This window comes from Arthrobacter sp. 05L428 (assembly GCF_056397665.1).
The window spans coordinates 18,263-29,027 of record NZ_JBFTNW010000011.1; the positions used below are offsets into that span (position 1 = coordinate 18,263).

7 protein-coding genes are annotated in these 10,765 nt (G+C 70.3%); 4 read left to right on the plus strand and 3 right to left on the minus strand.

Annotation, left to right across the window (positions count from 1 at the left end; genetic code table 11):
* Positions 1-7 precede the first annotated feature (7 nt).
* Together argJ and argC are read right to left on the minus strand one after the other, a co-directional pair.
* Positions 8-1,174 (minus strand): bifunctional glutamate N-acetyltransferase/amino-acid acetyltransferase ArgJ, encoded by a 1,167-nt coding sequence (argJ, locus tag AC1DH3_RS15910; protein ID WP_441419433.1) that lies wholly within the window; start codon positions 1,172-1,174, stop codon positions 8-10.
* Positions 1,171-2,202, minus strand: a complete 1,032-nt coding sequence (gene argC / locus AC1DH3_RS15915) for an N-acetyl-gamma-glutamyl-phosphate reductase (RefSeq protein WP_476909737.1) — start codon at positions 2,200-2,202, stop codon at positions 1,171-1,173. Before argC ends, argJ begins: the two co-directional genes overlap by 4 nt.
* A 185-nt stretch (positions 2,203-2,387) precedes the next feature.
* Here argC and AC1DH3_RS15920 point away from each other — a divergent pair, with 185 nt between their 5' ends.
* The 4 genes from AC1DH3_RS15920 (at position 2,388) to AC1DH3_RS15935 (ending at position 10,055) form a co-directional block, all read left to right on the plus strand.
* Positions 2,388-3,491 carry a fatty acid desaturase family protein gene (locus AC1DH3_RS15920; RefSeq protein ID WP_476909771.1) on the plus strand — a complete coding sequence of 368 codons (1,104 nt, stop codon included), beginning with the start codon at positions 2,388-2,390 and terminating at the stop codon, positions 3,489-3,491.
* A 128-nt stretch (positions 3,492-3,619) separates the two neighbouring features.
* On the plus strand, positions 3,620-4,585 hold the full coding sequence (locus tag AC1DH3_RS15925; RefSeq protein ID WP_476893572.1) for a quinone oxidoreductase family protein: 966 nt from the start codon (positions 3,620-3,622) through the stop codon (positions 4,583-4,585).
* Between the two features lie 94 nt (positions 4,586-4,679).
* Positions 4,680-8,612 (plus strand): Pls/PosA family non-ribosomal peptide synthetase, encoded by a 3,933-nt coding sequence (locus tag AC1DH3_RS15930; RefSeq protein WP_476909772.1) that lies wholly within the window; start codon positions 4,680-4,682, stop codon positions 8,610-8,612.
* Positions 8,613-8,678: 66 nt separating this feature from the next.
* Positions 8,679-10,055: a M1 family metallopeptidase gene (locus AC1DH3_RS15935; RefSeq protein WP_476893573.1), complete on the plus strand. Its 1,377-nt coding sequence runs from the start codon at positions 8,679-8,681 to the stop codon at positions 10,053-10,055.
* A gap of 28 nt (positions 10,056-10,083) precedes the next feature.
* On the opposite strand, the gene AC1DH3_RS15940 is transcribed toward AC1DH3_RS15935, so the two are convergent.
* Positions 10,084-10,761: a 4'-phosphopantetheinyl transferase family protein gene (locus AC1DH3_RS15940; protein ID WP_476909738.1), complete on the minus strand. Its 678-nt coding sequence runs from the start codon at positions 10,759-10,761 to the stop codon at positions 10,084-10,086.
* Between the last annotated feature and the right edge of the window lie 4 nt (positions 10,762-10,765).

The window sequence follows — 10,765 nt, forward strand, 5'->3', positions numbered from 1 at the left end:
CATTCCCTTAGCTGGAGTAGGCGCTGTTTTCGTGGACGTACTCGTGCGTCAGGTCGTTGGTCCAGATCGTGGCCTCGGCGGCGCCAGCCTGCAGGTCGATCTCGACCAGGACTTCGCGCGGCTCCAGGTCCACCAGGCCGCGGTCCTCGCCGATGCTGCCGTTGCGGCAGATCTGCACACCGTTCATCGAGACATTCAGCTGGTCCGGTTCGAAGGCCGCGTCCGTGGTGCCCACGGCGGACAGCACGCGGCCCCAGTTCGGGTCCTTGCCGAAGATCGCCGTCTTGAAGAGGTTGGAGCGGGCCACGGCCCGGCTGACCACTTCGGCGTCCTTCTCGCTCGCGGCGTTGAAGGTACGGATGGCGATGTCGTGGCTGGCACCCTCGGCGTCGCCGATCAGTTTGCGGGCCAGTTCCGCGCACACCTGGGTGAGCCCCTTGCCGAAGTCGACGGCGGAGGGCACGGCGCCCGTGGCGCCGGAGGCGAGCAGCACCACGGTGTCATTGGTGGACATGCAGCCGTCCGAATCGGCCCGGTCGAAGGTGACGCGGGTGGCGTCGCGGAGCACGACGTCGAGCAGTTCGGGCTGGACCTCCGCGTCCGTGGTGAGGACCACGAGCATCGTGGCCAGGCCCGGGGCAAGCATGCCGGCTCCCTTGGCCATGCCGCCGATGGTGAATTCCCGGCCCTCGGCGTCGGCGCCGGTGAAGACCGCCTGCTTGGACACCGAGTCGGTGGTCATGATTGCGGCAGCCGCTGCCGGGCCGCCGTCGGCGTTCAATTCCGCGGCTGCGACGCCGATCGCGGGGACGAGCTTGTCCATCGGAAGCTGTTCGCCGATCAGGCCGGTGGAACAGACGAAGATGTCCGTCGCTGAGGCCCCGAGTGCCTCGGCGGTCTTTTCGGCGGTGGTGTGGGTGTTCTGGAAGCCTTGCGGGCCGGTGCAGGCGTTGGCGCCGCCGGAGTTGAGGATCACGGCGTCCACCCGGCCGTCCTTGATGACTTCGCGGGACCAGTGCACGGGCGCGGCGGCCACCCGGTTCGAGGTGAAGACGGCGGCGGCGGCTTTGTTGGGGCCGTCGTTGACCACGAGGGCCAGGTCCGGGTTTCCGGAGGCCTTGAGGCCGGCCTTGACCCCGGCAGCGCGGAATCCCTTGGGGGCGGTGATGCTCACGGTGCGACTCCCTGGAGGTCGAGGCCGGCGGTTTCCGCCAGGCCGAGGGCAATGTTCATGGACTGCACGGCGCCGCCGGCGGTCCCCTTGGTGAGGTTGTCGATGGCGCAGGTGACGATCACGCGGCCGGTGTGTCCGTCGAGGGCCAGCTGCATCACGGCGTGGTTGGAGCCCTGCACGGACTTGGTGGAGGGCCACTGGCCTTCCGGCAGCAGGTGCACGAACGGCTCCTCGTCGTACGCCTCGGCCCAGGCGCGGCGCAGTTCCTCAGCAGTCACGCCCGGCCGGACTTTCGCGGTGGCCGTGGTGAGGATGCCGCGGCTCATCGGGGCCAGCGTGGGGGTAAAGGACACCGTCACCGGCGCGTTCAGCGCCTTGGACAGCCCCTGCTCGATCTCCGGGGTGTGCCGGTGCCCGCCGCCGACGCCGTAGGGACTCATCGAACCCATCACCTCGGCGCCGATCAGGTTCACCTTCGCGGCCTTGCCGGCCCCGGACGTACCGGAAGCGGAAACGATCACGACGTCGTCGGCCTGTAGCAGGTGGCTACTGAAGCCCGGGGTGAGGGCCAGCAGGGCCGACGTCGGGTAGCAGCCGGGCACGGCGATTCGGGTGGCGCCGCGCAGTGCCTCGCGCTGGCCCGGCAGCTCGGGCAGCCCGTAGGGCCAGGTGCCGGCGTGCGGCGATCCGTAGAACTTCTCCCACGCCGCCGGATCCTCCAGCCGGTGGTCCGCGCCGGCGTCGATCACGACCGTGCCGGCGGGCAGTTGCGCCGCGATCTCGGCGGACGCCCCGTGCGGGAGGGCAAGGAACACGACGTCATGTCCGGCCAGGTTTTCCACGGTGGTGTCTTCGAGGATGCGGTCCGCCAGGCCATGGAGATGCGGCTGCAATTCCCCTAGTCTGGAACCGGCGTTGCTGTGCGCGGTAATGGCCCCGATGGTGACGTCGGGATGACCGGCCAGGAGCCTCAATACCTCGCCGCCGGCGTAGCCGCTTGCGCCGGAGACGGCAACAGAAATAGTCATAGCACCGAGTGTACAGCAAGACTATGCATAGAGCCCGATATTTATGCATGCGCGCGGCCATGTCCAAGTCCGTGTCCGGACGCGGACGAAACCGTCAGCGTATGCTGGGTAGAGGGTGATCCAGACCGTGCGGCCGCAAATGTCGGCTGCAGCGTTGCCCGTAACAGTTACGAGGCATGCGTTTCATGACCCCCTCCACCACACTTTCCGCCGACTCCCCGGCGCACCCGCAGCCGCGGGTCCGGCAGCCCAACGCCGTCGTCCTGAGCTATTCGGAACTGCTGAAGCGCGTCAAGGCCGAAGGCCTGCTGGAACGCCGCACCGGGTTCTACGTGACGGTGTTTTCCATCCTGGCCCTGCTGATGGCCGCCACCTGGTTCGGCTTCGCGCTGATCGGGGACAGCTGGTTCCAGCTCCTCATCGCGGCAGCCCTGGGTATCCTCTGCACCCAGTTGAGCTTCCTGGCCCACGAGGCCGGGCACCGCCAGATCTTCGCCTCCCGCCGCGCCAACGACTGGGCCGCACGGCTGCTGGCCACGTCGGTGGCCGGCATCAGCTACTCCTGGTGGGAGCAGAAGCACGGCGCGCACCACAACCACCCGAACGTGATTTCCAAGGATCCGGACATCGCCACCGGCGCGATCGCCTTCTTCCCCGAAGCCGCGGCGACCCGGCAGGGACGGTTCTCCTTCCTGACCCGCAAGCAGGGCTGGTTCTTCTTCCCGCTGCTGTTCCTCGTGGGCCTGGGCCTGCAGATCGATTCGGTCAGGTTCATCGTCCGCCGCGCCAAGGTCACGCACCGCTGGGTGGAGATCCCCATCCTCGCGGCCCGGCTGAGCCTGCTGCCCGTGCTCGCCTTCGCGTTCCTGCCCTGGGGCATGGCACTGGCGTTTATCGGCGTGCAGCTCGCCGTCTTCGGCTTCTACATGGGCGCCTCCTTCGCACCGAACCACAAGGGCATGCCCGTGCTTGCGGCTGACAGCCGGGTGGACTTCTTCAGCCGCCAGGTCCTCACGTCCCGGAACATTTCCGGCGGCCGCTTCATGGACATCCTGCTCGGCGGCCTCAACCGCCAGGCCGAGCACCACCTCTTCCCGGACATGGCACGCCCCCAGCTGGACAAGGCCGCCGTGATCGTCCGCGAGTTCTGCGCCAAGCACCAGGTCCCGTACACCGAAACCACCCTGCTGCAGTCCTACGGCATCATCGTGCGCTACCTCAACGACGTCGGCCTCGCCGCGGGCCGCCACTTCGAGTGCCCAATGGCCACCGTTACCCGCCGTTACTAGCGGCACGCCGGGCATACTGCGCCCGGCGCGCCGGTGTCCCTAGGATGGTCTCAGGATCCGCGCCGAGGAAGCTTCCTCGCCCGGAGCGCTGGCGCTTCAAAAGGCCCTGACACTTCAGAAGGAGACACATGACGCACGCAATCCTCGCCCGGCAGGCCGGCGGACCGGAGGTCCTCGAGCTGGCAGAAGTCGACCGGCCGGTTCCGGGGCCCGGCCAGCTGCTGATCAAGGTCGCCGCCGCGGGCGTGAACTTCATCGACACCTACAAGCGCAGCGGCGTCTACAAAGTGCAGTACCCCTTCACTCCGGGCTCCGAGGCCTCCGGGACCGTGGAGGAGCTGGGCGACGGCGTGAGCAACTTCTCCGCCGGCGACCGGGTCGCGACCGCCGAGGGTGTCAACTGCTACGCCGGGTACGCCCTCGTGGACGCGGACAAGGCGCTGCCGGTGCCCCGCGGCGTCGACGACTACACCGCCGCTGCCCTCCCCCTGCAGGGCATCACCGCGCACTACCTGATCAACTCCTCCTTCAAGGTGGAAGAGGGCCAGACCGTGCTGCTGCACGCCGGCGCCGGCGGCGTCGGCCTGCTGCTGATCCAGTTGCTCAAGGCCAAGGGCGCGAACGTCATCACCACCGTCTCCACCGATGAGAAGGAGGCGCTGGCCCGCGGCGCCGGCGCGGACCACGTGCTGCGCTATGACGGCTTCGCCGCAAAGGTGCGCGAGCTGACGGACGGCGCCGGCGCGCACGTGGTGTACGACGGCGTCGGAAAAGACACCTTCGACGATTCCCTGGCGGCGCTCCGGATCCGCGGCACCCTTGTGCTCTTCGGCGCCGCGTCCGGTCCGGTGCCGCCGTTCGACCCGCAGCGGCTCAACGCCGGCGGCTCGCTCTACCTGACCCGGCCGACCATCACGCACTTCCTCCGCGACGCGCGGGAACGCCGCTGGCGCTCCGACGAACTCTTCGCCGCAGTGGCGGACGGCAGCCTCAAGGTCCGGATCGGCGCCCGCTACGATCTCGCCGACGCCGCCGCAGCCCACACCGACCTGGAGCAGCGCCGCACCACCGGCAAGGTCATCCTGGTCCCCTGAATCGGCCCTGGAGTGGCACCGATGTCTTCCGTTCATCTGCTGCAGGGAGAATCACCCTGTGATTGAGCAGCAAACGCCGGCCGTCGGCGTTCCCTTGGGCGGCGGCCGCCCGGCCGGCGCCGCCTATCAGCCGCAGCTGCCGGGCGCCTTCGCGGCGCCGCCGGAGCGGACCCTGGTCGACGTCCTGCGGGAGACCGCCGACCGCTTTCCGGACGCCTCCGCGCTCGACGACGGCCGACGCTCCCTAAGCTATGCCCAGCTGATGGACGAGGTCCGGGCCACCGCGAGGAAGCTGCACCTGGCCGGGCTGGGCGCGCGCGACAAGATCGGCGTCCGGATCCCCTCGGGCACCAACGAGCTTTACATCTCCATCCTGGCGGTGTTGTTCGTCGGGGCCGCCTACGTTCCGGTGGACGCCGACGACCCCGAGGAGCGGGCCTCGCTGGTGTTCGGCGAGGCCGGCGTTGCCGGCGTGCTGCGTGCCGGCGGGACGATCGTCACGGACTCCGGCCGTCCCCGGCCCTTCCCGGCCGCCAGGGAGCCGGTCCCAGGCGACGATGCCTGGGTCATCTTCACCTCCGGATCCACCGGCACGCCCAAAGGCGTCGCCGTCCGGCACCGTTCGGCTGCCGCCTTCGCCGACGCCGAGGCTCGGATCTTCCTCCAGGCCGAACCGATCGGGCCCCAGGACCGGGTGCTGGCCGGGCTTTCGGTGGCCTTCGATGCTTCCTGCGAGGAAATGTGGCTCGCCTGGCGGCACGGTGCGTGCCTGGTCCCGGCGCCGCGCGCCCTGGTCCGGACCGGCATGGACCTGGGCCCCTGGCTCATCAACCACGGCATCACGGTGGTCTCCACGGTGCCCACTCTCGCGGCGCTGTGGCCGGTGGAGTCGCTCGAAAGCGTCCGACTGCTGATCTTCGGCGGCGAAGCCTGCCCGCCCGAACTCGCCGAGCGGCTGGCCGTGGACGGACGCGAAGTCTGGAACACCTACGGACCCACCGAGGCCACCGTCGTCGCCTGCGCCGCGCCGCTGGGCGGCCCGGGACCGGTCCGGATCGGGCTACCGCTCGACGGCTGGGACCTCGCTGTCGTCGACTCCGACGGGGTGCCGGTCTCCGAGGGCGGAATCGGTGAGCTGATCATCGGCGGAGTCGGGCTTGCCCGCTATCTCGATCCGGCCAAGGACGCGGAGAAGTATGCTCCCCTGCCGGCGCTGGGCTGGTCCCGCGCCTACCGCTCCGGCGATCTGGTGCGCTACGAGCGGGCGGGACTGCTCTTCGTCGGCCGCGCGGACGAACAGGTCAAACTGGGTGGGCGCCGGATCGAGCTCGGCGAAATCGACGCCGCCCTCCAGTCGCTGCCCGACGTCGCCGGGGCGGCGGCAGCGGTGCGGACGACGGCGGCCGGGAACCAGGTGCTGGTCGGCTACCTCTCACCGGCCGACGGCAGGGAACTGGACCTGGCAGCCGCCCGGCTGCTGCTCGCGTCCACCCTGCCCGCCCCGCTGATCCCGTTGCTCACCGTCGTGGACGCCTTACCGACCAAAACCAGCGGCAAGGTGGACCGGCAAGCACTGCAGTGGCCGCTGACCGGCCCGGGGGCGGCGGATACTGCGGCGGCGCCCATGGACCTCCCGCAGGACGCCCGCTGGATCGTCGAGCAGTGGAGCGCTGTCCTGGGCGGGACCGTTTCGGACCTCGATGCCGATTTCTTTGCCTTCGGCGGCGGCTCGCTGGCCGCGGCCCAGCTGGTCTCCGCGCTGCGGGTCCGCTACCCGACGATCACGGTGGCGGATATCTACGCCACGCCCCGGATCGGCGCCCTGATCGACACCGCACGCCAGTCCCTCCCGGAAGGCGGGGCCCCGGCGGCCGGCCAGCGTTCGGTCCGTCCCACGTCCCGCCGCGCCCAGTGGGTCCAGACGCTGCTGGGTGTTCCGCTGCACATCCTCGTCGGGATGCGCTGGCTGACTTACCTGATGGTGGCGAACAATTTGCTCGCCTCCCTCGCCGGGTTCACCGCGGCGCCGACCCTGTCCTGGTGGTGGGTGGGAGCCTCCTGGCTGGTGTTCGTCAGCCCGGCCGGGCGGATGGCTATTTCGGTGGCCGCGGCCCGGCTCCTGCTGCGCAACGTCTCCCCCGGAAGCTACCCTCGCTCCGGCCGAGTGCATTTGCGCCTGTGGCTGGCCGAACAAATCCAGGACCTGGCCGGGGCCGTCAGCCTCGCCAGCGCCCCGTGGGTGCCCTACTACGCCCGGGCTCTGGGCGCCACGATAGGCAACAACGTCCAGCTCCATTCGCTGCCGCCGGTGACCGGGCTGCTCACGCTCGGCAACGGCTGCAACATCGAACCCGAAGTCGATCTTTCCGGCTGGTGGATCGACGGCGACTCCGTCCACATCGGCGCGATCCGGATCGGCGCCGGTGCCGTCGTCGGCGCCCGCAGCACGCTCATGCCGGGTGCCAGCATCGGCGCCGGGGCGCAGGTGGAGGCGGGTTCGGCCGTCCTTGGCCGGGTCAAGGCCGGCCATTTGGTGGCCGGCTCCCCGGCAGAACGCCGGGGCAAAGCCAAACAGGGCTGGCCCGCGACGCCACCGGAGCACCATCTGATCGGCCGGCTCTGGTTTGCCGGTTTCGCCTCCGCCTCGGCTCTCCTGGCCCTGATCCCCTACCTGTCCGCCGCTGCGGCCGGACTGGTGATGTTCCTCTTCATCCAGGGCCGCGACTCGCTGGCCGCGGCCCTGCCGCAGCTGGCCGTCTCACTCCCGCCGGCCGCGCTCGCGTGGTTCGGCGCCAACCTGGTCCTGGTTCTCGCGACCACGCGCCTGCTCGGCGCCGGGCTGCGCCCCGGCTACTACCGGGTGCGCAGCCGGATCGGCTGGCAGGTGTGGGCGACGGAACGGGTCCTCGACCTGGCCCGAGACCTGCTCTTCCCGGTCTACGCCAGCCTCTTCACGCCGGTCTGGCTCCGCCTGCTCGGCGCCAGGGTCGGCCGGAACGTGGAGGCCTCCACGGTTCTGCTGATCCCGAAAATGACGACCGTGGGCGAGGGTGCCTTCCTGGCCGACGACACCCTGATCGCGTCCTACGAGCTCGGCGGCGGCTGGATGAGGATCGCGCCGGCAAAGGTGGGCAAACGCTCCTTCCTCGGCAACTCAGGCATGACCGCCGCAGGGCGCAGCGTGCCCAAGAACTCCCTCGTGGCGGTCCTCTCCGCGACCCCCGCGAAGGCGAAATCAGGGACCTCCTGGCTGGGGAGCCCGCCGGTGCGGCTGCGCAGGACCGCCATCGCCTCCGATGACACCCGCACCTTCCAGCCGCCCCTGCGGCTCAAACTGGCCCGCGCCCTGTGGGAGCTCTGCCGCTTTGTCCCGGTGGTCCTCACGGTCGCCGTCGCCGCGGCCGTGCTCGTGGCCCTGGACTGGCTGGCCGGCACCTTCAACTACGCCGTAGCCGCCCTCCTGGGCGGCGTCGTGGTCCTGCTGGCCGGCGCGGCCGCTGCCGGCAGCGCCGTCGTCGCGAAGTGGCTCCTGGTGGGACGCATCCGCCCCGGTGAGCACCCGCTCTGGAGTTCGTTCATCTGGCGGAACGAAGTGGTGGACACCTTCATCGAGATGGTCAGCGCCCCATGGTTCGCGCGCGCGGCATCCGGCACCCCGGCCCTCGTCTGGTGGTTGCGCGCCCTGGGCGCCAAGATCGGGGCTGGCACCTGGTGCGAGAGCTACTGGCTGCCGGAGGCGGACCTCGTCACCCTGGGCCGCAGCGCCACGGTCAACCGCGGCGGCGTGGTCCAAACCCATCTCTTCCACGACAGGGTCATGAGCATCGACACTGTTACGCTCGAAGACGGGGCCACGATGGGTCCGCACGGAGTCATCCTGCCGCGGGCCCGGATCGGCAACGGCGGGACGGTGGGCCCTGCATCACTCGTGATGCGGGGCGAAACGGTCCCGGCCGCCACGTACTGGATGGGAAATCCGGTCAGCCCGTGGGTCGGCCCGGATGTTCCGGCGCCCAAGCCCAAGTAGCCCCGCCCGGGTAGTTCCCCGCCCGGAAGACGCCTCCCGTCCACCGCAACGACCGAAAGCCGTGCCATGAGTCCCATCGCCTCAGCCGCTGCCGAGGAATTCCCCGCTGAATTGCCGCCCGCAACGCCCGCAGCCGCTCCGGATCCGTACATGCCGGGCCATGGCACCGACGTCTACCGCGTCACGCGCTACGAACTGGAGCTCGACTACCGCATCAGCAGCAACCATCTGGGCGGCCGGGCGACGCTGCACGCCGTCGCCCGGCGCCAGAGCTCCGCGATTGTCCTGGACCTGACCGGGCTCCGCGCCACGAAGGTGCTGATGCCCGGCCGCAAGGTGCGCAAGTTCAACCAGCGGGCTGAGCGGCTGGTCGTGGTGCCGGACACGGCGCTGCTGCCCGGTGACGAATTCACCCTGGACATCCGCTATGAGGGCAACCCGGCGCCGCGCCGCGGGCTCTGGGGAGAGGTGGGCTGGGAGGAACTGAGCGACGGCGTCCTGGTCGCCGGGCAGCCCAACGGCGCGGCGTCGTGGTTTCCCTGCAACGACCATCCGCGGGACAAGGCCAGCTACCGCATCGCGGTCACCACCGACGCCAACTACCGGGCCGTCTGCAACGGGGTACTGGTCTCGCACCAGGCCCGTTCCAGCCGCGAAACCTGGGTCTACGAGCAGTCCGAACCCATGGCCAGCTACCTCGCCACGGTCCAGATCGGCCGGTACGAACTGCTGCCGCTGAACCCGGACCGGACGGCCGGCGACGTCGCCCAGACCGCCGCGGTGCCGGCCGAACTGTCGGCCGAGGCCCGCGCCGGGCTCGCCCGCCAGCCGCAGATGATGCGTACCTTCACCAGCCGCTTCGGGCCCTATCCGTTCGCCGACTACACCGTTGTGGTGACCGAGGACGTCCTGGAGATCCCGCTGGAGGCCCAGTCCCTGTCCATTTTCGGGCGCAACCACCTGACGCCGGACTGGGAATCCCAGCGGCTGATCGCGCACGAGCTCTCCCACCAATGGTTCGGGAATTCGCTGACGGCAGCGTCGTGGAAGGACATTTGGCTGCACGAAGGCTTCGCCTGCTACGCCGAGTGGATCTGGTCCGAGGAGGCCGGCATCATGAGTGTGGCCGACCGCGCCCGGGCGGCCTGGCGGATGCTCAACCGCGAGGGCCAGGACCTGCTGGTCGGTGACCCGGGGCCGGAATTGATGTTCGATGACCGCGTCTACAAGCGCGGCGCCCTCGCACTGCACGCGGTCCGCCTCCACTGCGGCGATCTTGCCTTCTTCGCGCTCCTGCACGAGTGGACCGGCAGCCACCGGCACGGCTCCGTCACCACCGAGGATTTCATCGTGGCGGCGGACCGCGTCACCGGGATGGACGCCGAGGCTGTGCTGCACCCCTGGCTTTATCAAGAGGCGCTGCCGCCCCTTCCGGCCAGCTGACCGCCTGAAAGCTGACCCCGGGACCGCGCTAATCCCGGGCCGGGAGCGCGGAAAGGGCGACGGCGGCAGCGAACTGCGCGGGCAGTCCGGATTCATCGGGTGGCAGGTCCCGGATGCCGGGCTGGTCCAGCACCTCCACGGTCTCGGGCGCGGTGCGCAACCCGGCGCCGCACAGCTTGAGCCAGGCCTCCTTGCGTGCCCAGAGCCGGGCACGTCCGTGCAACAGCTCCGCGCCGGAGAGGCCGCGAAGGCTCTGGCGTTCTGCCGGGCCCAGCGCCACCTCATCGAAGCCGTCAAAATCAGCACCCGCCGGGTCCTGCACGTCGACGCCAAGGCGCAGCCCCGCGTCAGGATCCAGCACGGCGGCCAGCAGGACCCAGCCCGCGCTGCGGGACAGGCTGAGCAGAAGCGGAGCCGGCGCGCCGGCCAGGGTGTAGCCGGGCCTGCCGTGCGGGCTGCCGGGACCGCACTGCGGACAGTCGTAGGCGGCTGTGAGCTCCGACGGCGGCACGTCCAGCAGTTCGGCGGCAAGCTGCCGCTGAGCCAGCCGGCCGGCCAGGAACGCCGCCCGCGGACCGGGCTCCAGGCCCAGGGCGCGCCCGAGCTCGACGTCGTCCAGCTGTTCGCGGGCGGCGGCGTCCGGTAACCCGGGTGCGCCAGGTACGCCAAAGGGCGGGACCGACCGCACAATCAGCTGCGATGCCATGGTC

Coding starts and splice junctions, on each gene's coding strand:
- AC1DH3_RS15940 (WP_476909738.1), bottom strand. CDS start 10,761: ATGGCATCGCAGCTGATTGTGCGGTCGGTCCCGCCCTTTGGCGTACCT.
- AC1DH3_RS15925 (WP_476893572.1), top strand. CDS start 3,620: ATGACGCACGCAATCCTCGCCCGGCAGGCCGGCGGACCGGAGGTCCTC.
- AC1DH3_RS15920 (WP_476909771.1), top strand. CDS start 2,388: ATGACCCCCTCCACCACACTTTCCGCCGACTCCCCGGCGCACCCGCAG.
- argC (WP_476909737.1), bottom strand. CDS start 2,202: ATGACTATTTCTGTTGCCGTCTCCGGCGCAAGCGGCTACGCCGGCGGC.
- AC1DH3_RS15935 (WP_476893573.1), top strand. CDS start 8,679: ATGAGTCCCATCGCCTCAGCCGCTGCCGAGGAATTCCCCGCTGAATTG.